This is a genomic window from Vibrio sp. 10N.286.48.F5, from assembly GCF_041469785.1.
Taxonomy (GTDB): Bacteria; Pseudomonadota; Gammaproteobacteria; order Enterobacterales; family Vibrionaceae; genus Vibrio; species Vibrio crassostreae_C.
This window is the reverse complement of the sequence record NZ_JBFRLG010000032.1, coordinates 37949-62285: the sequence shown is the minus strand read 5'-3', so window position 1 is coordinate 62285 and position 24337 is coordinate 37949. Positions and strand designations below refer to the sequence as shown.

The 24337-nt window shown below is 44.8% G+C and carries 22 protein-coding genes; 16 read left to right on the top strand and 6 right to left on the bottom strand.

The window, feature by feature from the left end:
- Window positions 1-30: 30 nt before the first annotated feature.
- Together srmB and AB4185_RS17850 are read right to left on the bottom strand one after the other, a co-directional pair.
- Window positions 31-1296: an ATP-dependent RNA helicase SrmB gene (gene srmB / locus AB4185_RS17855; RefSeq protein WP_048658056.1), complete on the bottom strand. Its 1266-nt coding sequence runs from the start codon at window positions 1294-1296 to the stop codon at window positions 31-33.
- A 107-nt stretch (window positions 1297-1403) separates the two neighbouring features.
- Window positions 1404-2132, bottom strand: a complete 729-nt coding sequence (locus tag AB4185_RS17850) for a tRNA1(Val) (adenine(37)-N6)-methyltransferase (protein ID WP_017062876.1) — start codon at window positions 2130-2132, stop codon at window positions 1404-1406.
- A 314-nt stretch (window positions 2133-2446) separates the two neighbouring features.
- Here AB4185_RS17850 and brnQ point away from each other — a divergent pair, with 314 nt between their 5' ends.
- Window positions 2447-3760, top strand: coding sequence for a branched-chain amino acid transport system II carrier protein (brnQ, locus tag AB4185_RS17845; RefSeq protein WP_065584721.1), 1314 nt, complete (start codon window positions 2447-2449; stop codon window positions 3758-3760).
- A 146-nt stretch (window positions 3761-3906) separates the two neighbouring features.
- On the opposite strand, the gene fldB is transcribed toward brnQ, so the two are convergent.
- On the bottom strand, window positions 3907-4428 hold the full coding sequence (fldB, locus tag AB4185_RS17840) for a flavodoxin FldB (RefSeq protein ID WP_017062875.1): 522 nt from the start codon (window positions 4426-4428) through the stop codon (window positions 3907-3909).
- 150 nt (window positions 4429-4578) lie between these two features.
- Between fldB and xerD the strand changes: the two genes are divergently transcribed.
- The 8 genes from xerD to AB4185_RS17800 all read left to right on the top strand — a co-directional run bounded on the left by xerD (window position 4579) and on the right by AB4185_RS17800 (window position 14033).
- A complete protein-coding gene (gene xerD / locus AB4185_RS17835; protein WP_017059327.1) occupies window positions 4579-5493 on the top strand; it encodes a site-specific tyrosine recombinase XerD in 915 nt (304 codons plus the stop codon).
- A gap of 26 nt (window positions 5494-5519) precedes the next feature.
- Window positions 5520-6299 carry a thioredoxin fold domain-containing protein gene (locus AB4185_RS17830; RefSeq protein ID WP_017062874.1) on the top strand — a complete coding sequence of 260 codons (780 nt, stop codon included), beginning with the start codon at window positions 5520-5522 and terminating at the stop codon, window positions 6297-6299.
- A gap of 80 nt (window positions 6300-6379) precedes the next feature.
- Complete coding sequence (gene recJ / locus AB4185_RS17825; protein ID WP_017059329.1) at window positions 6380-8116, top strand: single-stranded-DNA-specific exonuclease RecJ; 1737 nt, start codon at window positions 6380-6382, stop codon at window positions 8114-8116.
- A gap of 235 nt (window positions 8117-8351) precedes the next feature.
- Window positions 8352-9450, top strand: a protein-coding gene (gene prfB / locus AB4185_RS17820; protein ID WP_100208942.1) for a peptide chain release factor 2 whose coding sequence is annotated in 2 segments (ribosomal slippage) — window positions 8352-8426 and window positions 8428-9450 — 1098 coding nt in all. Because the reading frame shifts where the segments join, the coding sequence is not laid out codon by codon here.
- A gap of 98 nt (window positions 9451-9548) precedes the next feature.
- Window positions 9549-11081 carry a lysine--tRNA ligase gene (lysS, locus tag AB4185_RS17815; RefSeq protein ID WP_017059330.1) on the top strand — a complete coding sequence of 511 codons (1533 nt, stop codon included), beginning with the start codon at window positions 9549-9551 and terminating at the stop codon, window positions 11079-11081.
- A 271-nt stretch (window positions 11082-11352) separates the two neighbouring features.
- Entirely contained in the window at window positions 11353-12687 is a 1335-nt protein-coding gene (vpsR, locus tag AB4185_RS17810; RefSeq protein WP_017062873.1) for a cyclic-di-GMP-binding transcriptional regulator VpsR, read from the top strand.
- 568 nt (window positions 12688-13255) lie between these two features.
- Window positions 13256-13507, top strand: coding sequence for a hypothetical protein (locus tag AB4185_RS17805; protein WP_004735015.1), 252 nt, complete (start codon window positions 13256-13258; stop codon window positions 13505-13507).
- A 214-nt stretch (window positions 13508-13721) separates the two neighbouring features.
- Window positions 13722-14033, top strand: a complete 312-nt coding sequence (locus tag AB4185_RS17800) for a DUF6482 family protein (RefSeq protein ID WP_004735016.1) — start codon at window positions 13722-13724, stop codon at window positions 14031-14033.
- A gap of 68 nt (window positions 14034-14101) precedes the next feature.
- Here AB4185_RS17800 and mutH read toward each other — a convergent pair whose 3' ends face one another.
- Window positions 14102-14767: a DNA mismatch repair endonuclease MutH gene (gene mutH, locus AB4185_RS17795; protein ID WP_102332791.1), complete on the bottom strand. Its 666-nt coding sequence runs from the start codon at window positions 14765-14767 to the stop codon at window positions 14102-14104.
- Between the two features lie 616 nt (window positions 14768-15383).
- Between mutH and rppH the strand changes: the two genes are divergently transcribed.
- The 5 genes from rppH to AB4185_RS17770 are packed head-to-tail and all read left to right on the top strand — an operon-like array spanning window position 15384 to window position 20694.
- The gene (gene rppH, locus AB4185_RS17790) at window positions 15384-15902 is read left to right on the top strand and encodes an RNA pyrophosphohydrolase (RefSeq protein ID WP_017059335.1); all 519 of its coding nucleotides are present in this window, start codon (window positions 15384-15386) and stop codon (window positions 15900-15902) included.
- A gap of 2 nt (window positions 15903-15904) precedes the next feature.
- Window positions 15905-18154 (top strand): phosphoenolpyruvate--protein phosphotransferase, encoded by a 2250-nt coding sequence (gene ptsP / locus AB4185_RS17785; RefSeq protein WP_017059336.1) that lies wholly within the window; start codon window positions 15905-15907, stop codon window positions 18152-18154.
- An 8-nt stretch (window positions 18155-18162) separates the two neighbouring features.
- Complete coding sequence (locus tag AB4185_RS17780) at window positions 18163-18954, top strand: sulfite exporter TauE/SafE family protein (RefSeq protein ID WP_017059337.1); 792 nt, start codon at window positions 18163-18165, stop codon at window positions 18952-18954.
- 57 nt (window positions 18955-19011) lie between these two features.
- Complete coding sequence (gene lgt, locus AB4185_RS17775; RefSeq protein ID WP_017059338.1) at window positions 19012-19833, top strand: prolipoprotein diacylglyceryl transferase; 822 nt, start codon at window positions 19012-19014, stop codon at window positions 19831-19833.
- A 9-nt stretch (window positions 19834-19842) separates the two neighbouring features.
- Window positions 19843-20694 carry a thymidylate synthase gene (locus tag AB4185_RS17770; RefSeq protein WP_017059339.1) on the top strand — a complete coding sequence of 284 codons (852 nt, stop codon included), beginning with the start codon at window positions 19843-19845 and terminating at the stop codon, window positions 20692-20694.
- A gap of 259 nt (window positions 20695-20953) precedes the next feature.
- Here the strand turns inward: AB4185_RS17770 and AB4185_RS17765 are convergent, their stop codons facing one another.
- Entirely contained in the window at window positions 20954-22099 is a 1146-nt protein-coding gene (locus AB4185_RS17765) for a Na/Pi symporter (RefSeq protein WP_017059340.1), read from the bottom strand.
- A gap of 389 nt (window positions 22100-22488) precedes the next feature.
- Here AB4185_RS17765 and nhaR point away from each other — a divergent pair, with 389 nt between their 5' ends.
- Both nhaR and AB4185_RS17755 read left to right on the top strand, forming a co-directional pair.
- Window positions 22489-23379 (top strand): transcriptional activator NhaR, encoded by an 891-nt coding sequence (gene nhaR, locus AB4185_RS17760; RefSeq protein ID WP_017059341.1) that lies wholly within the window; start codon window positions 22489-22491, stop codon window positions 23377-23379.
- Between the two features lie 100 nt (window positions 23380-23479).
- Complete coding sequence (locus tag AB4185_RS17755; RefSeq protein WP_004735028.1) at window positions 23480-23773, top strand: metalloregulator ArsR/SmtB family transcription factor; 294 nt, start codon at window positions 23480-23482, stop codon at window positions 23771-23773.
- A gap of 297 nt (window positions 23774-24070) precedes the next feature.
- Here AB4185_RS17755 and rpsT read toward each other — a convergent pair whose 3' ends face one another.
- Entirely contained in the window at window positions 24071-24331 is a 261-nt protein-coding gene (gene rpsT, locus AB4185_RS17750) for a 30S ribosomal protein S20 (RefSeq protein ID WP_004739529.1), read from the bottom strand.
- Window positions 24332-24337 lie beyond the last annotated feature (6 nt).

Genomic DNA, 24337 nt, shown 5'->3' with positions numbered 1-24337 from the left:
CTTTTTTATTGAATCGTTGAAGCTGGTAGATTACTTCTTCTTTGCTGCTTTCTTTTTCTTCGCGATTTTTTTCTTCTTCGCGATTTTTTGTTTCTCTACCGCTTTCTTATCTTCTTTCTTCGGCTTCTTCTTCTTAGTCACGGCCGCTTTCTTATGCGTAGGGCGCATGCCTTCGATGAAGCGTTCTTTGATTGGTTCGTCTGTGTAACGAGCCACACGCTCAATCATTAGTTGATCGTGCGCTTCAATGATAGAAACCGCGTTACCTTTTTTACCAGCACGAGCCGTACGGCCAATACGGTGTAGGTATACGTCAGCAGTACGTGGCATGTCGTAGTTGATTACGTGGCTTACGTCTGGAAGGTCGATACCACGAGCAGCAACGTCAGTCGCTAGTAGTACGTTTACAGAGCCGTCACGGAAACGAGCAATCGCGTTGTTACGACGATCTTGAGGCATTTCACCTTGGATCCACGCACATGGGATTTGCGCGCTTTCAAGTTGAGCTCGTAGATCACCTAGACGATCACGCGTCTTCAAGAATACGATGCTGCGCTCAGCTTGCTCGGTGATGATGTGCTTTAGGATGTTCAGCTTGTGCTCTGCTGTATCTGCGCGGTGGTACCACTGAGTGATCTTCTTACGCTCACGAAGTGATGATTTCGCATCGATCTCCGCTGGGTTTTTAAGTAGATCCTCGGTGAAGCCTTCAATGCCTTTACCTTCTAGCGTTGCTGAGAAAAGTAAAGTTTGTTTACGCCAGCGACACTCTGCAGACAGACGGTCAACAACAGGACCAAAGCCCATGTCTAGCATGCGGTCGGCTTCATCTAGAACCAGCCATTCAATCGCGCGACAGTCAAAACGCTCGCCTTCAATGTATTCCATCAAGCGGCCAGGTGTTGCTACTACGATATCTTGAGTGGTACTTAAGATATCTGCGTGCTCTTGGTACATCACACCGCCCGTGATCGTGAAGATATTTAGGCTGGTGTATTTAGCAAGCTCACGTGCTTGTTCGGTGATCTGCATTGCTAGCTCACGCGTTGGCGTCAGGATAAGCATACGAGCAGGGCCAGATTTCTTACGTGGGAAATCCAGTAGGTATTGCAGTGCTGGCAATACAAATGATGCTGTTTTACCAGTACCTGTTGGCGCAGAAGCCAAAACGTCTCTTCCATCTAACGCTTGTGGGATTGCTTCAGCTTGTATCTGTGTTGGACGTTCGTAGCCCATTTCGTCAATTGCTTTAAGCAGCTCTTGGTTTAGATCGAGTTCTGCAAAGGTTCTGATCACTGTTGTTTCTCCACAAGCAATAAATGTTTCTGCCTCAAAAAGCAGACGATAAAAAAGAGTAGTCGGACATTATAGAAGCATTAGTGATTAGGATCACATGGTATTTGCTACATCTTGAGATAAAAATCTTTAGTGAGCGCAATAAATGCTTCGCTATAACCACCTTGATGGTGAATTGTAAGCGATTCGCGCTGCAAATCTTGCTCGCAAGCAGGATCTTTAGATAACTCGAATAAAATTCGGCTAGCTGGCTTTTTATCTGTTGTTTTTACATCAAGGCGTTTTGCTAGATACCAACCACATTGCTCGGCAAGCTTGATAAAACCTTCCCCCTCAGGCGTCGGTAGGATGAAACTGGCAGTCGCGGCGTCGGTTGTTATCTCGAAACAACGCTGGGCAAGCGCTAAATGATCCAAGCTGTCGGTGTGCCTGGCGGTGGCTCTTTGGCTTTGCTGCGCCTGTTCTCCAGAGTTGAAGTAGGGCGGGTTACAGATGATCGCATCAAACCTTTGTGGAAAGTCGGTTGTTAACACGCTGCCGTGATCAAGGGAGATACGATTTTGCCAAGGCGACTGCTCAATATTGACAGTGGCAGCATCAATAGCGTGTTGATCAATATCTATCGCAGAGATTGAAGCATCTTCAAAACGCTGCGCAGCCATCAAAGCCAGCAGACCTGTCCCGGTTCCAATATCGAGTACACATGATCTTTGTGGCAGGCTTACCCAAGCGCCAAGTAATACGCCATCGGTACTGACTGGCATACCGCTTTTCCCGCCGTAAATTGAGAATTGCTTAAAATTGAAGCTTTTAGTTTGCACTGTTTTGTCTTTCATTAATGTTCTGAGTATCGAGGTATTTTAAGTGATTAGCTCTAATGTTAACCGATTGTATGAATCAATGTTCTGTTTGGAAGAATATTGTTGTGCATTATGGTTAGTTTATAATTGTGGCTATTTTTCTATAGCTAGTGGAATCCACTGCTTTTTGTTCTCATATGCAAATTTATATGGTGTTTTTGTGTGGTGACTTGCAGCTAGCCAGTTGTTTCGTCATTATGCGCGACTATTTTATAGATTGATTGGCAGCTTTGAGCTGTAACATTCATGTAAGCACAACATAAATTCATAAATATAATTAAGGATTATCTGTGAAACAGAGTCTAAAACTAACAGATATAATGGCATTGGGCTTTATGCTTTTTGCGTTTTTCTTGGGTGCGGGTAACATCATCTTCCCACCTCTAGCTGGCCAATTAGCCGGTGATCACTTCCTTCCAGCGATGTCTGGTTTTCTGCTGACTGCCGTTGGTCTGCCGTTAATCACTATCGTCGCGGTCGCAGTGGCTGGTGGCTCTTGGGGTCACTTAACTAAAGATCTTCCTAAGAAAGCAGCAACCATCATGGCTGTACTGATCTTTATCATTATCGGTCCTGCATTTGCTGCACCGCGTACTGGCCTTGTTGCCTATGAGATGGCGGTGAAACCGTTCTTCATCGATGCCTCTCAAGCTCACCTAACTCTCTTTTCGATTGCATTTTTTGCAGTAGCGATGTTCTTCTCATGGTCGCAAGGTAAGCTTATTGACGTCATTGGTAAGGTGCTAACACCTGCACTGTTCGTTGGTTTGGTTGTGCTGGCGATTGCTGTATTCGTTAACCCTCAAGGCGATATTCTTGCGGCTCACGGTGAGTACATCACTCAACCACTAACCAAAGGTTTCCTTGAAGGCTACAACACCATGGATACTTTTGCTTCTTTGATGTTTGGTATGCTGATTGTTGATGCGATTCGTAGCAAGGGCATTACTGACCGTGCAGCGACGACTAAGTACCTAATTAGCGCGGGTTGTATTGCCGCAGCGGGTCTGGCGTTTGTTTACATCTCTCTATTTTTCCTAGGCGCAACAAGTGCAACAGTCGCAGCTGGTGCAGACAATGGCGGTGCTATTTTAAGCCTATACGTTCAATCGTTGTTTGGTCCTTCTGGTCAGCTAGTGCTTTCTGTGATCGTACTATTAGCATGTCTAACTACGGCGATTGGCCTTGTGTCAGCATGTTCTGATTACTTCAGCTCGCTAACGCCTCTGTCTTACAAGACTTGGGTAATCATCAATGGTGTAGCTTGTGCAACCGTTGCGAACGTTGGTCTTTCTCAACTGATTTCTCTGTCTGTTCCAGTACTGTTTGCACTGTACCCAGTCGCTATCGCGTTGGTTGCTCTGACATTCTTACGTAGCCGTTTCCCTAATCCAAAAGTGGCTTACCGCGTAGTAGTATTAGTGTCACTGCTGTTTGCTCTTATTGATGGCGCTAAAGTAGCGGGTGTAGACGTGTCTGCACTTAAGATGCTGCCACTGTTTGAGATCGGTATGGGTTGGTTGCTTCCAACGACTGCTGCAATCATCTGTATGTTCTTCGTTGGTAAATCAACAGAGCAAGAGATGGCTGAGGAGACTGTTTAATCTTCCGTTGAGATTAGATTGTCCTTCGAGATGAAATAGAAAAGGCCTCATTACTTCGCAGTAATGAGGCCTTTTTGTATTCTGTGGTCTTTTTATATCCAGCTAGTTACTTGGTTAGCTACTTAGCCGGGAGTACTTCTGTTTGGTTATAGCTTTTCGCTGTACTCAACCAGTACTTGCTCAACCCAGCTTGCGATACGGTCGTCGCTTAGCTCGTATTGTGAATCTTCATCAAGCGCCAAACCAACGAATTGAGATTTGTCTTCGGTTAACGCTTTAGACGCTTCGAACTCGTAGCTGTCATCGTTTGGCCAGAAGCCAACAAACTCTGCACCCGCGGTTTTCAGTTCATCATGCAATAGACCCATCGCATCTAGGAACCATTCGCCGTAGCCTTCTTGGTCACCCAAACCAAACAGAGCCACAACCTTGCCTTTCATAGGCGTGGTTGCGATGTCTTCCCACAGTTCATTCCAATCTTCTTGGATTTCACCGAAGTCCCAAGTCGAGATGCCCAGCAATAAAAGGTCGTAGTCCGCCATCAATGAAAGAGGGCTTTCTTTCACGTTATGGATATCAACTAGGTCTTCACCAATAATGCCGCGAATTTTCTCTGCTGCCATTTCTGTGTAGCAGGTGGTTGAGCCGTAAAATAATCCAATTTTCATAGCAAACGTTCGATTTTAATTTCAGATGGCGAATTCTAACCATAAATCGACTTCGATTGCAGCGATTATCCGCTCAAGTCGTAATTTTTATGGCATTCATATTTGCTCTGGCATACTCTCAAAACAGTTTCCAATATTGTGAGTAACACTATGCAGTCGCCTCAAGGGCAGAGCGCAGACCACGGTCTCGTTGAGCAGTTTTTAGATGCTATGTGGATGGAGCGAGGATTATCGGAGAATACGCTTGTCTCGTACCGTACCGATTTGTCCAAGTTATTAGCGTGGATGGAAAAGAACAATTACCGCCTCGACTTCATTAGCCTTTCAGGTTTACAGGATTATCAAGGCTGGTTAGCCGACGCCGATTTTAAGCAGACCTCTCGTGCCCGTATGTTGTCGGCGATTCGTCGCTTGTTCCAATATTTGCACCGCGAGAAAATCAGAGGCGATGATCCAAGTGCCTTGTTGATCAGCCCGAAGCTGCCGCAACGCTTGCCGAAAGATTTGAGCGAAGAACAGGTTGATGCTTTGCTCGATGCGCCAGATCCGAACGATCCGATTGAGCTTCGCGATAAGGCGATGCTTGAGTTACTCTATGCAACCGGTTTGCGTGTGACAGAACTGGTTAGCTTGACGATGGAAAACATCAGCCTAAGACAGGGCGTGGTGCGTGTTATTGGTAAGGGTGGCAAAGAGCGCTTAGTACCAATGGGCGAAAATGCGGTGGATTGGATAGAGACTTTTATTGAACAAGGTCGTCCACATCTACTTGGCGAAAACAGTTCTGATGTGGTTTTTCCGAGTAAACGCGCCAAGCAAATGACCCGTCAGACGTTCTGGTATCGTATTAAGCACTACTCGGTCGTCGCTGGGATCGATACAGAGCTGTTGTCACCACACGTATTGAGACACGCTTTTGCGACGCATTTACTGAACTATGGCGCAGATCTCAGGGTCGTACAGATGTTACTTGGGCATAGTGACTTATCGACAACCCAAATTTATACTCACGTGGCGACTGAAAGGCTGAAGCAAATTCACGCACAGCATCACCCACGTGCTTAAATCCATTTATTTTTAAGGTGAACTTAATGAGCGTATTACGCCGTCTTCCTCTACTAGCGCTTCCTCTTATGATTACTGCATGTAATGCATCAGAAGCGAAAGTAGAAACAACATCAACAGCCGTAGAAGCTGCTCCAGCTCAAGCTATTGATACAGCTGCGTTAACTAAGCGTTTTGAAAAAATCGGTATTAAGGTCGATAAGATTGTGCCTTCGGATATCGATGGTCTTTTAGAAGTTCAAACCAACAGCGGCATTATCTTTTCTTCTCCAGAGGGCGATCACTTTCTAGCCGGCACTCTTTACTCTTTGGATGAAAACGGAAAGTTCAGTGATGTTTTGGCTGAGCGTCAAGCTCCGCTGAATGCTGAAAAAGTGGCAGCGATGTCGGATACGGTTATTGAATACAAAGCCGATAACGAAAAGTATGTTGTGACGGTATTTACTGACATTACGTGCGGCTACTGTGTTCGTCTGCACAGCCAAATGCAAGGCTACAACGATTTGGGTATCACCGTTCGTTACATGGCTTACCCACGCCAAGGTGCGACAGGGCAAGTTGCCGATCAAATGGCAGCAATCTGGGCGTCAGATGATCCAAAAACAGCGATGCATGACGCTAAAGTAAACCGTCAAATGCCAGCGTCTGGTAAAGACCTAGCAGAGCAAAAGCAGATCATTGCTAAACAATACCAACTGGGTCGTGAGCTTGGCATCAATGGCACACCGGCTATCGTGCTAGCAAGTGGTGAGTTGGTGAGTGGTTACTTACCGCCAGCACAACTTCTTCAACGTTTAGAGCAATAATCTCGTTTTCTGTATTGCCAATTTATCCCCCATGTTTTTGATTTAAGGAGTGGCCTGATTGATATCGGGCCCATTTTTATATGATAGAGATCCAACGCCGTCCTGAGGTCGACATTTCAGTCTTACCTGCTCACTTACCTGACTTGTTAAAGCGCATTTATGTGAGTCGTGGAATCGACAGTGCCGACCAACTAGAGACAGCAGCGAAAGGCTTGCACTCTTATCAAAAACTGGGCGGCATTGATGCTGCGGTTGAGCTGTTGTTCAAAGCTATTCAGCAGCAAAAACGCATCATCATTGTTGGTGACTTTGATGCCGATGGCGCGACCAGCTCGGCGCTGTCTGTTTTAGCGTTACGTATGCTCGGCAGCTCTAACGTCGACTATCTGGTACCAAACCGTTTTGAAGATGGTTATGGCTTGAGCCCTGAGGTTGTTGAACAGGCAATCGAGCTTGGTGCTGAAGTGATCATGACGGTCGACAACGGTGTATCTTCAATTGAAGGTGTTCGCTTTGCTAAAGAGAAAGGGCTAGAGGTTCTGGTTACCGATCATCACTTGCCGGGCAATGAACTGCCAATGGTCGATGCTATGGTTAACCCAAACCTTGAAAGTTGTGCTTTTCCTTCGAAAGCCCTAGCGGGGGTTGGTGTCGCTTTTTACCTGATGATGGCATTGTGTGTTCACATGCGTAAATTGGGTTGGTTTGCAGAGCGCGGCATGACAGAACCTAAGTTGATGGAACTGATTGACCTTGTGGCGCTGGGTACGGTTGCCGACGTGGTTCCACTCGATGAAAACAACCGAATTTTAGTTCATCAAGGTTTGCAACGTATTCGTGCGGGTAAAGCTCGTCCGGGCATTCAAGCCTTGATCGAAATTGCTAAGCGAGACGCTAAGCGTTTGGTGGCGTCTGACTTTGGCTTTGCTCTTGGTCCTCGTATCAATGCAGCTGGTCGATTAGACGACATGTCTTTTGGTGTTGAGCTGCTAATGAGTAACAACATCCATGCGGCTCGTCGAATGGCGAGTGAGTTAGATGGCTTGAACCAAACACGTAAAGAGATCGAAGAGGGTATGAAGCAAGAAGCGATGGCTTTTTGTGAGCGCCTTGAATTTGGTAAAGACGACCTACCTTCTGGCTTAGCCCTGTTCCAACGTGATTGGCACCAAGGTGTGATTGGTATTTTGGCTTCGCGTATCAAAGACAAATACCACCGCCCAGTGATTGCGTTTGCAGATGGCGGCGAAGGCAGTATCAAAGGTTCATGTCGTTCAATTCCGGGTCTGCACATGCGTGACGCATTGGACCGAATTGATACTCAAAACCCTGGCTTGATTCTTAAATTTGGTGGCCACGCAATGGCGGCTGGTTTAACCATCATGGAAAAGGACTTTGAACGCTTCAGCAAGCTGTTCAATGATGTGGTGAAGAATGAACTTGGAGAAACAGCACTGAAGGGCATTATCTTGTCTGATGGTGAGCTGTTACCAGAAGAGTTCTCGATGCACACCGCTGAAACGCTGCGTTCAGGTGGCCCGTGGGGACAAGCTTTCCCTGAGCCAATCTTCGATGGTGAGTTTAAAGTGCTGCACCAAAAGCTGGTGGGTGAAAAGCACCTTAAGCTGATGCTTGAGCCGCTCTACAAAGGCCACCCAACCAATGTGATGATTGATGGTATTGCCTTTAACGTCGACCTACGTCGCTGGCCTGATGCATCAGTAAAAACCGTTCATCTTGCATTTAAGCTCGATATCAACGAATTTCGCGGCAACCAATCGTTGCAGCTGATGATTGATCATATCGAAGCCAAATAGTGATTTTGGGCTCAATAATGCTCATCATATAGTGCCAAATTCAACAAGCTCTGTTCAAAAACAGGGCTTGTTTTCCTTCCTGCCCTTACAAAATTTACGTGTTTTTTATGCCTGTCAATTTTATATCCCATTAAGTTGTTGAATCTTGGTTCACCACTCTAAAAAATTCTGTATCTCCGTCACACTTTTGAGTACAATTCTTCGGTTAAATTCTACTCATAAATGATGAGCTAAAATGTTTGAAATCAATCCTATAAAAAACCGTCTGCAGGATGTGTCTGAGCGCACAAATATCCTGAGGGGGTATCTTTGACTATGACGCTAAGAAAGAGCGTCTAGAAGAAGTAAACGCAGAATTAGAACAACCGGATGTATGGAACGAACCTGAGCGTGCTCAAGCGCTAGGTAAAGAACGTTCTGCATTGGAAGCGGTAGTAGAAACGATCGACCAACTTGACCAAGGTGTTGAGGATGTTGATGGCCTATTAGAGCTTGCGGTTGAAGAAGAAGATCAAGAAACGTTCGATGAAATTGAACCAGAACTGGCCGAGCTTGAAGCTAAGCTAGAGAAGCTGGAATTCCGTCGTATGTTCTCTGGTGATCACGATGCATCAGATTGCTACATCGATTTACAGTCAGGTTCGGGCGGTACAGAAGCTCAAGACTGGACTTCAATGATGTTGCGCATGTACTTACGTTGGGCAGATTCGAAAGGCTTCAAGACTGAAGTTATCGAAGTGTCGGATGGTGATGTTGCTGGCCTTAAAGGCGCAACGGTACGTATTTCTGGTGAGTATGCTTACGGTTGGTTACGCACAGAGACTGGTGTTCACCGTCTAGTTCGTAAGTCACCATTTGATTCAAGTGGTCGTCGTCATACTTCATTTGCATCTGCGTTTATCTATCCTGAGATTGATGACAACATTACGATCGACATTAATCCTTCTGACCTACGTATTGACGTATACCGTGCCTCTGGCGCTGGTGGTCAGCACGTAAACACCACGGAATCAGCGGTACGTATTACTCACGTTCCGACTAACACTGTGGTTCAGTGTCAGAATGACCGTTCGCAGCATAAGAACAAAGATCAAGCGATGAAGCAGCTACGTGCTAAGCTTTTTGAACTTGAGATTCAAAAACAAAATGCTGAAAAACAAGCGAGCGAAGAGACGAAATCAGACATCGGTTGGGGCAGTCAAATCCGCTCTTACGTGCTGGATGATTCTCGTATCAAAGATTTACGCACCGGCATCGAAAACCGTAATACTCAAGCGGTTCTTGACGGTGACTTAGACAAGTTTATTGAAGCTAGCCTGAAATCAGGTCTGTAAGCTTTATCAACTATTAAGCTTTACCAATAATATTGGTAAAAATGCCTATATTTGCAAAAATATAGCGGTCCAAATTTTAAAAGCAGGGTACATCTCTAATGACTGATGCTGTTCAAAACGAAAACGCACAAGAAGCTTCTTCACCTGAAGAGAACAAACTAATCGCTGAGCGCCGCAGCAAGCTGGATCACATCCGCCAAAACTGCAAAGCTAACGGTCACCCAAATGACTTCCGTCGTGAGCACCTAGCTGGCGATCTTCAAGCGGAATTCGGTGAGAAGACTAAGGAAGAGCTAGAAGAGCTTAACCACATCGTTGCGATCGCTGGTCGTGTTATGGCGAAGCGTGGTCCATTCCTTGCGATTCAAGAAACTTCTGGTCGTATCCAAGCATACGCAGCGAAAGACGTTCAAAAAGTACTGAAAGAGAAGTACCAAGGCCTAGATATCGGTGACATCATCGGTGTTAAAGGTGCGCTTCACAAATCAGGTAAAGGCGACCTTTACGTGAACATGGAAGAGTTTGAACTGCTGACTAAAGCACTTCGTCCTCTACCAGAGAAGTTCCACGGTCTAACTGATCAAGAAATGCGTTACCGTCAGCGTTACGTTGACCTAATCGTGAACGAAGATTCTCGCAATGCATTCATCGTGCGTTCTAAGCTTGTATCTTCAATCCGTAACTTCATGAGCGCGAAAGGCTACCTAGAAGTTGAAACGCCAATGATGCACGTGATCCCGGGTGGCGCAACTGCACGTCCGTTCATCACTCATCACAATGCACTAGACATCGACATGTACCTACGTGTTGCACCAGAGCTTTACCTTAAGCGTCTAGTGGTGGGTGGTTTTGACCGTGTATTCGAGATCAACCGTAACTTCCGTAACGAAGGTCTATCTCCACGTCACAACCCAGAATTCACAATGATGGAATTCTACCAAGCGTACTCTGACTACAAAGACCTTATGGATCTGACAGAAGAGATGTTAAGCACGGCAGCAATGGACGTTCTTGGTTCTACTTCTATGCCTTACGGTGACGAAACGGTTGAGTTCGGTGGCACTTACGCTCGCATGAGCATGTTCGATGCAATCAAACACTACAACCCTGAGCACGCTGAGATTCAAGCGCTAACAGAAGCAGACCTACAAGACCGTGAAAAGATGGTTGCTATCGCAAAATCTGTACACGTAGACGTAGAAACGTTCTGGACATGTGGTCAGCTTCTAGAAGAGATCTTTGGTGAAACGGCTGAGCCTCAGCTAATTCAACCAACGTTCATCACTGGCTACCCAGCGGACATCTCTCCTCTAGCTCGTCGTAGCGATGACAACCCGTTCTTCACAGACCGTTTTGAGTTCTTCATCGGTGGCCGTGAAGTTGCGAATGGTTTCTCTGAGCTTAACGATGCACAAGACCAAGACGAGCGTTTCAAAGCGCAAGTTAACGCGAAAGACGCGGGTGATGACGAAGCGATGTACTACGATGCAGACTACATTACTGCACTAGAGCACGGCCTACCGCCAACAGCGGGTCAAGGTATCGGTATCGACCGTCTAGCAATGCTATTTACAAACACGCACACAATCCGTGACGTGATCTTGTTCCCGGCAATGCGTCCACAGGCGTAATTCTCGCTTATAGGGCGTAACAGCCTATGTAATTAAAAAGCCACCTTCGGGTGGCTTTTTCTGTTTTGGGGCTTCAAAACCTAGTCTGTACCGCACTCTTGATTCGAAAAATCGTTATTTCTGACATAGTCTTACTATTGAGACATAAAATCTAAGATAGTCTCACTACTATACGTCTCTGCGCTGAATACGCTCTCGCGGCATTTTGTCGAACGATGAAGCAGTGACTCGTATTAGTCTGATTTAAATAAAAATAGAATAAGGAAGAAGGATGGGAACTCAATTTAAGATGGATTCCTTACCAGGTTCTCTTATCGTCGTTGGTGGTGCGTACGAACCCTGGTTATCAGTGTTAGAACAAGTGGGTTGGCAGTGTACCCAGTGTGCAGATTTACGAAAAGCCGATGCCTTGATTGCTGATATTGGCCCATGTATTGGTATTGTCGATCTTAGTCATGATGAGTTCAGTCTCAACGGTATTGCTAACCTTGTGAGCAATAACAAGCAGGTGAGATGGCTCGCCTTTATCCGTGAATCTCAATTAAGCTCTGATACGATCTGCCAGTTTATCGTCAACTTCTGTATCGACTTTTTCACGGCACCAATCCCAGATGCTCAATTGCTGAGTACCATTGGTCACCAACTGGGTATGCTTAAGCTTGAGCAGAAGGTATGGCCAAACTACGGCATCAATAACAACATGGGACTGCTAGGCGATTCTGTGGCCGTGAAGCGCTTGAGAGACCAAGTAAAGCGTATTGGGCCGACTGATGTCAGTATCTTGATTTATGGCGAGAGTGGGGCTGGTAAAGAGACGATTGCACGCTCGATTCATCAAAATTCGTCGCGAGCACAGAAACCATTTTTAACGGTTAACTGTCGTGCCTTGTCTGAAATGAGAATAGAGGCCGAGGTGTTTGGCATATCAGCACAGTCAGCGACTGCGCCTTGTATGTTGGAAGAAGCCGATGGCGGAACCATCTTGCTTAATGATGTTTTAGCGATGCCACGCAATCAACAACTGAACCTGTTGCGCTTTCTACAAGAAGGTAAGATTGAAACTGCGAATGGACCTAAATCTGTCGATGTGCGTATTCTGGCCGCGAACTCCTCTGATATCGAGAAGGCGTTGATCGAGGGCGACTTCAATGAAGAGCTTTATCACTATATCAATGTTCTGCGTATTCATGTTCCAAGCTTAAAAGAACGTGTGAGCGATATTTCAGTACTGGCGAATCATTTTCTGCGTGAGTACTCGAAAGAGTTTAATGCTCAAGCGAAGAGCTTCTCAGACGATGCTATCCGTTCGATGAATCGATACCATTGGCCTGGAAATGTGCGTGAGCTGATGAATCAGATTAAGCGTGTTGTGTTGATGTCTGATGCTGTGATCATTGAGGATCACCAACTGGATTTACCGAAGCAGAATGATGAACGCCGAAGCTTGAAGAGTATTCGAGAGCGCTCAGAGCGCGATGCGTTGTTAATTGTTTTGGAATCTTACGGTGGTCAGGTTTCGTTGGCAGCTAAGGAGCTCGGTGTATCACGAGCGACGATGTACCGCTTGCTGAATAAACACAGCCTAATCTCTGAAGGGGTTGTTTAGACTCTTTTCTAAGTAGATTTATTCAGTCACCGTAAATTAAAGGCCACGTATCTACGTGGCTTTTTTGTTTCTGAGGGATAGTCCGTTGTTTTCTAGCTCAGCACTAAGAGAGATATGCTGTGATTTTATATAATCATAGTGAATATGTTATATGTAAATGAATATGCAACTGATATTTCAGGCGAATGCATTGTTTTAAAAATGTTAACCAATTATCGGTTGAATAATATACTCACTTGGTTAGACTTTAACCGTGAAAGCAACGATTTAACAAAGACTTGTCTGCTTTTACTTCCCCATTTCTTTTTGGATTTTTTAGTTAGCTTGGAGGCGCAAATGAAACATTTCGATTTTATACAGCATATTTGCGCGTCGTTTGATCCGTGTACTGACATGGTGACTGATATGTCACATACATCAGCCATGGCCGATCGAAACACCCAAGATAAACCTAACTAATAGATCCGTACCCTTATTTGGCTGCGGAAAAATAGCAGCTAAGTGAGAAGCCCTCATACTATTTAACACGCTATTTTTCCTCAGTTTATTTTACAACTGGAGAGTTATTATGCGTCACTCAGTATACTTAAAACTAGCAACAGTCCTTATCCGTGCAGACCTTCGTCGTGAAGAACGTGAATGGCAACGAAAAGTTCGTCGTAGTTCATACGATCTACCATGGAACAATACTCATTTATTGAGAGATATTGGCCTTGAAGCCGATGGTCGACCAATTGGTTTTTCTGAACCTGAAGTCGTTACGATTGAACGTCGAGTTCGTCACCTTCGTCGAGTCTTAAGCGCGCGAATACCGACGTAATCTTGTGGGGTGATAGCGCCTTTCACCCCTTAAGATAAATATCAGCGATAGTTGTGGCGTCGGAAGTGCAAGCTTTTGAACTAGAACTGGCCAAAAAAGAGAAGCACTTGCTTCTCTTTTTTGCTTTTTTAAGCCGTTATGTGTGCTTTTTTAAGTCGTTATCTAGTAAAGAAAAAGAGTTCTACTACGCTTTATAGAGCAAGGGAGGCTGGCTATGCAAAAGCATCAATTAGACATGTGGTTACATGGAGAGCACAAAGACTCGTATCAAACACCAAAGGTATACGTTATTGGCTGTTCCGATATCTCGGAATATCTATTAGCAGTGGAATATAAACACAAGCTAGAACCGGTAAAGCAAGACGGTGAGCCGCTTCACTTTGGATCCTTGGATCAAGTGAAAGAAGAGTTACTCCGGCTCGGCTTTGAAAAGGCGTATCTTCGCTTACACAACGCCTATGATGAGTTTGGTAATGAGCCAAGCCAAAGCTACTGTGATATTGAACTGGCGCTCAAACCTCATTAGAACTCGTTTCTTACTACCGACGGTTGATAACACACTGATCATCCTATCTTTGAAGTGCGTTAAGCGACCTATGCGTAGTGTGTCGTCAGCAATTTGTGGGTGAATTGAGTTCTTAGGTAAAAACCACGCGGTTTAGTCTTGATGGGCTTTCCACTTGCACCGTAGGCTTCCGTTAACACTCGGCTGTTGGCGGCTTTTGGTCGTAGATGCAGCGCTTCACCGTGCCTTGCTGTTATTTGTTCAACATTGCCTAACACGATCAATTCCATCAGTTCTTCCCAATCCCTTTTTAGAAGCTCGTTTTCAGCCTCGCTTGGTGTCCATAGCAAAGGGGATCCTACATGCCTCTCTGCTAGCGGGATCTCTCTTTCTCCCTCGACAGGGATCCACAACACCTTAGACAGCTTGTTTCGAACGTGGCTGGTTTCCCAAGTTATGCCTTGCACACCCATCAAAGGAGCAACACACACAAAGGTGGTTTCGAGTGGCTTGCCAGAGTAGCTAATCGGAATGCTTTTTAGCTCGATACCGAGCTTGGCAAAATCTTGTTCTGGCTTACTGCCTGCAGGTGCACCCAAGTGCCATTCCAATAGCTGCCCAACCCAGCCTTTATCACGCTTAAGGTCGTTTGGCATCACCATCTCAGCTTCGTCAGCGAGCTCTTTAAAGGTCATTCCGGCGATGGCATACGCGCGCTCTAACAGCTCTTGTTGTGTTTGTGGTTCTGGTTTCATAATAAAAGGCATGATCAAAAAAATGATTTTATCAGAAGTTATCACCAAATGACGACTGGTTAAGAAATGATCTCCTTGCGAGAGAAGGGATCAAATTCAGGGTTATCCACAGGACATAAAGGTAATTAATTGAAATATTAATTTAGTGGATAAATAAACAGGGGTTTATGGTGGATAAAATGCTTGCCAAATGGGGTTCAAAATGAATCTTTCACTTAGTAGTGTGGATAAACATCGGAGTGGTTGATCTTTAACCATGTCAGGTTTTTGAAAGATCTTTTACATTTCTAATGTTTTTTAAAACTAGAATGTTATTTTAATTTACTGATTTATATAATAATAAAATTATTTTGACTGATTTGTTGTTTTTGGTGTTGATGAATCTATGGATTAAAAAAAACGATTGCGGGTAATTCTTCACATAGTTATTCACAGAAAAGGTGAATAAATGTGGTCTATGTCTCACTATTGTGTGGGTAACTAGAATTTGAGCAAAACTTATCCATATTCCTAGTTATTATTCATAAATATAGCGCTTATCACGTCACTAAGTTTGCTCCGATTGGGGATATGTGGAAAAATCAGAGTAATTAAAAATTTAGATAGAGGTTGGCCAGTGATAGATGGCGATGGTTACCGATTAAATGTTGGTATTGTAATCTGTAACAACCATGGTCAGGTCTTCTGGGCTAAACGATACGGGCAACATTCATGGCAATTCCCTCAAGGGGGAATAGATGAAGGTGAGACTCCGGAACAGGCAATGTACCGCGAGTTGTATGAAGAGGTTGGCCTTACTAAAAAGGATGTAAAGATCGTCGCGACAAGTCGTCATTGGTTACGCTACAAGCTACCCAAACGACTGGTTCGGTGGGATTCTAAACCTGTCTGTATTGGACAAAAACAGAAGTGGTTCCTTTTGCGCTTAGATTGCGATGAATCGCATATCAATATGCAGCGTGGAAGTACACCTGAGTTTGATGGTTGGCGTTGGGTGAGTTACTGGTACCCTGTTCGACAAGTTGTTTCTTTCAAGCGAGATGTTTACCGTCGAGCGATGAAAGAGTTCGCATCTTTAGCAATGCCGTTTAAAGAGCGAAAAATAAAAGGAAAGCGCAAATTGCGTAGAGGTTAAGCATGCTCAGTCAACTAAGGGAAATAGTTGAACACGTATCAAGAGTTGAAGATGTGTCGACGGCTCTTGATATTTTGGTTAAAGAGACATGCAGTGCGATGCAGACGGAATGTTGCACCGTGTATTTGGCAAATAATGATATGCAGCGCCTTGAGTTGATGGCAACTCAAGGCCTGATCTTCAAAGGCAATAGCATTCACATTGGTTTTGACGAAGGTCTGGTTGGCCTTGTTAAAAGAAGTGCTGAACCTATCAACCTTGCACAAGCGTCTGCTCACCCTGCTTATAAGTTTTTTCCAGAGCTTGGAGAAAACGTCTATCACTCTTTTCTCGGTACTCCGATTATCCACCGCAAGCAAGTGCTCGGTGTATTGGTCATTCAACAGAAGACCCCACGTTTATTTAGTGAGATGGAAGAATCCTTCCTTGTCACGCTCTCTGCACAACTTGCCGTTATTGTGGCGCACGCCCAAACTCAAGGCCATTGGCTGTTAGAGCAACAGAAGCTACCGGCTACTAAAGGTATTGCAGCTTCATCGGGCGTGGCGATTGGTGACTTATGGTGGGACAACACTCAGCCTGAACTCACCGATGTTTATCCTGCTTCGACGCTCAATATAGAGAGAGAGCATGAGTTGTTGGCGGTAGCGGTTGAAAACGCCCTCAATGACTTTAAGCGCATGCGAAAGCGCTTAGATAGCGAAATCAATAAAGATGCGTTGGCGATCTTTGACCTGTTTACTCACTTACTCAACGATCCTATGCTGCGTAAGGATCTAAAAAGCCAAATCCAGAAAGGCGATAAAGCCGATTGGGCACTAAGACAGGTTGTAGAGAGTTATTCTAATCGCTTTGCTCGTATGTCGGACGTGTATCTTCGTGAGAGAGCACAAGACATCCGAGAGCTCGGACAAAGGCTGCTCTATTTCCTCCACAACTCTGAACATGAACTTCGCACGTTAGATAAGCCGATTATCCTAGTGGTTCGTGAGTTAACCGCTTCGGTATTAGCGTCTATTCCCAAAGAAAAGCTCTTAGCGGTGATTTCCTTGGAAGGGGCGGCGAACTCGCACGCAGCGATTTTATCTCGAGCGCTTGGCATACCTTCCGTCATGGGGGTAAACCTCAACCTAGCTCAAGCTAATGGCAAGCGAGCGATTGTTGATGGGTATAGCGGTGAGATCTTTATTGAGCCGACTAAAAGCCTGCTCAAAGAGTATCGAGGGCTGATTCTAGAAGAGAGTGAGCTCTCCTCTATGGTCAATCGCGAGCTGTACCTACCGGCAAAAACGCAAGACAACAAGCAAGTCGAGATTCTGCTTAATGCGGGTTTAAGTGCAGACACTAACATCGCTATCAACCAAGGCGTTGATGGCGTAGGGCTGTATCGAACTGAAATTTCTTTCTTGTTGCAGCAAAGATTCCCGTCAGAGGATGAACAATTCAAGCAGTATCGTTCTGTACTGGCAAGCTACCCAGAGAAACAAGTGGTGATGCGTACACTCGATATCGGTGGTGATAAGGCCTTACCGTATTTTCCTATCGAAGAGGACAATCCATTCCTTGGTTGGCGTGGTATTCGGTTTACGCTCGATCATCCTGACATCTTTATTATTCAGTTACGTGCCATGCTACGTGCGAGCTGTGAAAGCCATAACTTGAGTATTTTGCTGCCGATGATCTCTGGTGCACAGGAGTTGGATGACGCGCTACAGTTGATTGAACAAGCGTATGATGAAGTGCATGAGCTTGATAACCGAGTGCGTATGCCTCGCGTTGGTATCATGATTGAAGTGCCATCCATGCTGTACATACTGCCGCTGATTGCGCATAAGGTCGACTTTGTTTCAGTCGGTACCAACGACTTAACCCAATATTTATTAGCGGTTGATCGGAACAATTCACGAGTATCCGATGTCTATGAATCAATGCACCCTGCGGTGATCATGGCATTAAAACAAATTCATGATACTTGTAAGCAATATCAATTACCTGTTTGTATTTGTGGCGAGTTAGCCGGTGACCCGATGGGCGCGCTGCTATTGATTGGATTGGGGTATGAGACGTTAAGTATGAATACCTCGAATGTCGCAAGAACCAAATATTTGATTCGTCAATCGAACTTGGCTGAATTACAGGATTTGGCAAATAAGGCACTTTCAAAACCGTATGGTAGTGACATCTATAGTATGATGCTGAACTATTTCGAAGAGCGTGAATTTACAGGCTTCATTCGAGCAGGTAAAAAATAGGATTTAACGTGTCATATGAACTGATAGGCTTGTTAGCGGGCCTTGGTGCTATTGTTGGTGTTTTAGCAGGCTTGCTAGGCATTGGTGGTGGTTTGCTGGTTGTTCCTGCCTTACTGTTTTTGCTTCCTAAAGCGGGTATCCCCCAAGAGTTTGCGATGCAAATGGCATTGGCTACTTCGCTATCAACCATCATCGTTACGTCGGGATCGTCTGCGATTAACCATCTAAAGTTGGGTAACGTAGAGATGTTTGTCGTTAAATGGTTGATGCCAGGTGTGGTGATAGGTGGCTTCCTCGGCTCTTTCGTGGCCGATGTAATTCCAGCTCAATACTTACCAAAAGTCTTTGGTGTGATTGTTTTGGTGTTGGCGTTGCAAATGCTATTGTCGATTCGCTCCAAGAGCCAAAAATCGATGCCGGGTTCAGCTAAAACCGTGTTGTGTGGCGGCGGGATTGGTTTGGTATCAAGCTTAGCGGGCATTGGCGGTGGGTCTTTATCGGTACCTTTCCTTAACCATCACGGTGTGGAAATGCGTAAAGCCGTCGGCTCATCTTCGGTATGCGGTTGTGTTATCGCGATTTCGGGAATGCTAGGTTTCATTTGGCATGGATCTTCTGTCGATGATCTTCCTGCGTATAGCTTGGGTTATGTTTATCTACCGGCTTTGATCGCGATATCTTGTACCTCAGTTTTGACCACTCGAGTGGGTGCGAAACTGGCCACTCAATTGCCAACCCCTGTGCTGAAGAAATTCTTTGCGGTATTTTTAATGTTTATAGCAGCCACAATGCTGCTGTAGTGTCTTTTCTGTTAGTCATTGAGCTAACCGTTAATCAATTTAGATAGAGAGCCAAGTATGTCTCAGGGTTTTATCGAATTCCCAAATATCGATCCTGTTCTTATTGAACTAGGACCAATCTCAGTTCGTTGGTACGGCCTAATGTACCTTGTCGGTTTTATGTTTGCTCTTTGGTTAGCAAATCGCCGAGCTGATCAACCGGGTAGTGGTTGGACTCGAGAGCAAGTATCAGACTTACTGTTTGCTGGCTTTCTAGGTGTGGTGTTGGGTGGTCGTATTGGCTACGTACTTTTCTACAACTTTGACCTTTTCCTAGCAGACCCACTGTACCTATTTAAGGTATGGACTGGCGGTATGTCTTTCCACGGTGGCTTGCTGGGTGTTATCACCGCAATGTTCTGGTATGCGAAAAAGAATGGTCGCACCTTCTTTGGCGTGGCAGACATGATTGCACCACTCGTCCCATTTGGTTTAGGTATGGGCCGTCTAGGTAACTTCATGAACAGCGAGCTTTGGGGCCGTGTGACTGATGTGCCATGGGCGATTGTGTTCCCTAACGGTGGTCCACTTCCTCGTCACCCATCTCAACTTTACGAGATGGCGCTTGAAGGTATCGTGCTGTTCTTCATCTTGAACTGGTTTATCAAAAAGCCGCGTCCTCTTGGTTCTGTATCAGGGTTATTCCTAGCTGGATATGGTACATTCCGCTTCTTAGTAGAATACGTACGTGAACCTGATGCTCACCTAGGTTTGTTCGGTGGGTTTATCTCTATGGGACAAATTTTGTCACTGCCAATGGTTATCATCGGTGTGCTGATGATGGTGTGGGCATACAAGCGTGGTCACTACAAAGACGAATTACCACAACAAACGAAGTAAGGAATTGGTGTGAAACAGTATTTAGATCTCTGTCAGCGTATCGTTGATGACGGTACTTGGATTGAAAATGAACGCACGGGCAAGCGTTGCCTAACCGTGATCAATGCTGACCTTGAATATGATGTTGGTAATAACCAATTCCCACTGGTAACAACGCGTAAGAGTTTTTGGAAAGCCGCAGTTGCTGAGCTGCTTGGCTATATCCGTGGTTACGACAATGCTGAAGATTTTCGTAAGCTAGGGACTAAAACTTGGGATGCGAATTCTAACCTGAATGAAGCATGGCTGAATAACCCTTACCGCAAGGGTGAAGATGACATGGGCCGTGTTTATGGCGTTCAAGGACGTGCATGGGCAAAACCTGACGGCGGTCATATCGACCAACTGAAGAAGATTGTTGATGATCTAACTAACGGTATTGATGACCGCGGCGAGATCTTAAACTTCTACAACCCAGGTGAGTTCCACATGGGATGTTTGCGTCCGTGTATGTACAGCCATCACTTCTCACTACTTGGTGATACTCTGTACCTAAACAGCACTCAGCGCTCTTGCGATGTACCCCTAGGCCTGAACTTCAACATGGTTCAAGTGTATGTCTTCCTAGCTATCATGGCGCAAATCACGGGTAAGAAAGCTGGCGTGGCTTACCATAAGCTAGTAAATGCTCATATTTACGAAGATCAACTTGCACCTATGCGTGATATCCAGTTAAAGCGTGAGCCGTTAGCTGGCCCAACATTCCATATCAATCCTCAGATTAAGTCTCTAGAAGATTTGGAAACATGGGTAACGATGGATGACTTCTGGGTTGAAGGTTACGAATGCCACGAAGCGATTAAGTACCCATTCTCGGTTTAATCTCACTCGCTTTGTTTGATTGAAAGGCTGCCTCTGTGCAGCCTTTTTTGTATCTAAGTTACAGTGACGAGTAATCGAGATTCGAAGAGCAGAGAAATCATATGCTGTGTGATGCTTTATGTTACTCGTATACTCTCAACGCGCATTGGCTCTTTCTCTTCGATACTCGCTTACACGAATCCCGTATCTGCTCTTAAAAAGAAAAAGCCCGCAACCTAGGAGGTAGCGGGCTTTGCTATAAGCGATGTTTATTTTGCTATTAAGCGGTAAGAGCTAACACGCTACCAGGCAGTACAAGGAATACCGCAACAAGGTAACCAGCCACTACAGCTTTGTTCTTCACAGCCATGTCTGAAATCATGTCTGCCGCTTTAACTGGAAGTTCACGTAGGAACGGGATACCGAAGATGAATACCGTTGACATGATGTTGAACACCAAGTGTACTAGAGCAATTTGTAGTGCGAATACTGCGAACTCACCAGACACTGCTGTAGCTGCAAGTAGAGCCGTAATACATGTACCGATGTTTGCACCCAGAGTGAATGGGTAAACGTCACGTACTTTAAGAACACCTGAACCTACTAGTGGAACCATCAAGCTTGTTGTCGTAGAAGAAGACTGAACAAGGATAGTCACGATAGAGCCAGAAGCGATACCGTGGATTGGACCACGACCGATTGCGTTCTTTAGAATCTCACGAGCACGACCAACCATTAGGCTCTTCATCAGCTTACCCATTACAGTAATAGCTACGAAGATAGTTGCGATACCTAGAGCGATAAGCATGATGCCGCCAACAGTGTCGCCAAACGTTGATAGTGGTTCTTTAATCGCACTTACAACAGGCTTAGTGATTGGCTTGATGAAGTTAAGACCACCCATGCTCATATCACCTGTTGCTAGCATCGGTGATACTAACCAGTGAGAAATTTTCTCTAGAATTCCAAACGCCATCTCTAGTGGTAGGAAGATAGCAACGGCTAATAGGTTAAAGAAGTCGTGGATTGTCGCACTTGCGAATGCACGTTTGAACTCTTCTTTACAACGAACGTGACCAAGGCTAACTAGCGTATTGGTTACCGTAGTACCAATGTTAGCACCCATGATCATAGGAATTGCTAGCTCAACAGGTAAACCACCTGCCACAAGGCCAACGATAATTGAAGTAACTGTACTTGATGATTGAATAAGCGCTGTTGCTACTAAACCAATCATTAAGCCTGCAACTGGGTGTGAAGCAAATTCGAAAAGAACCTTTGCTTGCTCGCCTGTTGCCCATTTGAAGCCTGTACCAACCATTGAAACTGAAAGTAATAGTAGGTAAAGCATGAATGCCAAGTTAGCCCAGCGTAGCCAACGAGTAGTGCTCGAGATAGGCGCTGCTGCAGTAGTAGCTTGGTTCATAATGTTTTCTCCATTGGACCGTTTAAGTCTGTGTTTGGTCTGTTTGTTTAATCTGAGCGTGATGTTAGAGGGGAAATATTTCAGTAATATTACATTTTGGTTTAGGTGCGACTTTTTTGTGATGATTTACTCTTTAAATATTCCAATTGCTAATGTGGTTGTTTTAAGTTGTTGTTTTAAATTGTTTTTTAATGGAAATTCTATAGGTGATATAGATCTTAAAAGTTAGAAAAAAATTGAAAATAATCGATGAAATATTACATTATGAAATCAGACACTTCGAAAAAATAAGTGGTAAATCTATGTTTGGTTAGGTTTTTTCGAGTTTGTTGAGTGGCGGTGTCATATTTGATATAAAAGGGTATCTACTCTTTTATTACGGCACATCTATGTCGCATCTCAACTACAACCATCTGTATTACTTCTGGATGGTTTGCAAGCAAGGCTCTGTTACTAAAGCTGCAGAAGCCCTATTCCTAACACCACAAACGGTAACGGGGCAGATAAAAGCCTTAGAAGAACGCATGGATGGCAAGTTGACCAAGCGTAATGGCCGAAGTGTTGAGCCTACAGAGCTTGGGCAACTGGTCTTTAAATATGCCGATCGTATGTTTGGCCTGAGTTACGAGATGCTGGACATCGTGAATTACAGCCAGCACTCCAATATTCTGTTTGATGTTGGCGTCGCGGATGCGCTCTCTAAAAGACTCGTCAGTAAGATACTGATGTCGACCATCCCTCCAGATAACAGCATTCACTTGCGCTGTTTTGAATCGACCCATGAAATGCTACTTGAGCAACTCTCTCAACATAAGCTCGATATGATTTTGTCTGACTGTCCGGTGGACTCTAGTCAAAGCCCGGGCCTGTTCAGTAAAAAGCTGGGTGAGAGTGGAATGAGCTTTTTTAGTTCAGGTCAGGTTGAAGGGGTTAATTTCCCTGCTGTATTGGAGCAAAGAAAGCTTTTGATCCCTGGCAGCCGAACCTCAATGGGTCGTAAAGTGCTGCAATGGTTTGATAGACAAGGGCTTAAGCCAGATATTTTAGGTGAGTTTGATGATGCCGCATTGATGAAGGCTTTTGCTCGTTACCATCATGACGTAATATTTTTAGCACCGACGATTTATATGTCTGAAGTGGAAGACGACACATCACTGCAACTATTAGGCGGTATTGAAGAGTTAAAAGAGGAGTACTACGTCATATTTGCTGAGAGGATGATCCAACATCCAGCAGTAAAAAACGTATGTGACGCAGATTTTAGCAAATTGTTCGAGTGAGATAGTTTGTTAATGAATTGATATCGATTATCATAACTCCGCAATATGCCGGAAATACTGATAGCCCGTAGTTGGCGTAAAGGTTGTAGGGAGCCAAACTATGAACTTAAAAGAGATGGAGAAGAACTCAGCACAAGCTGTGATTCTACTCAAAGCCATGGCTAACGAGCGTCGCTTACAGATTTTGTGCCTATTACATGGCACTGAACTGTCGGTTGGGGAGTTGTGTGGCAAGTTGGAACTGAGTCAGTCTGCTTTATCTCAACATCTTGCTTGGTTGAGAAGAGATGGTTTGGTCGAAACTCGCAAAGAAGCTCAAACTGTGTATTACACATTGAGTAGTGAAGAAGTAAAAGCGATGATTAACCTACTGCATGGTATTTACTGCAAGTAGCTTATTGCTGGTGGGAGGGGGATTTCTTATCAGCGATAGAATGACACAAGGAAGTGTTAGCATTTCACATTGAACGTTAGTGTTTACCTATCTACCTACCTATCTATCTACCTATCTACGTACCAATTTGCTTCTCTATTTATTTTTCTGATTGTTTGTTTTATCTATCTGCTTAAATTGTTTATCGGTCAGAAAAACGGCTGTTAGCACGTAAAATAAAAGCGTTACTCAAAATTTAGATATAAAAAAACCGGCCTAGGCCGGTTTTTTTCGTTTTGCGTTGTAATCAAATTTCTATTAAAGAGCTTTGATTGCAGCAGCGAAACGAGACTTATGACGTGCAGCTTTATTCTTATGAATAAGGCCTTTAGTCGCCATACGGTCAAGAAGTGGTGTAACTTCTACAAGAGCAGCAGTTGCAGCTTCTTTATCACCAGCTGCGATAGCTGCGATAGTCTTTTTCATGTAAGTGCGCATCATAGAACGACGGCTAGCATTGTGCTGGCGACGTTTCTCAGCTTGGATAGCGCGCTTCTTAGCAGATTTACTGTTTGCCAAGGGTCT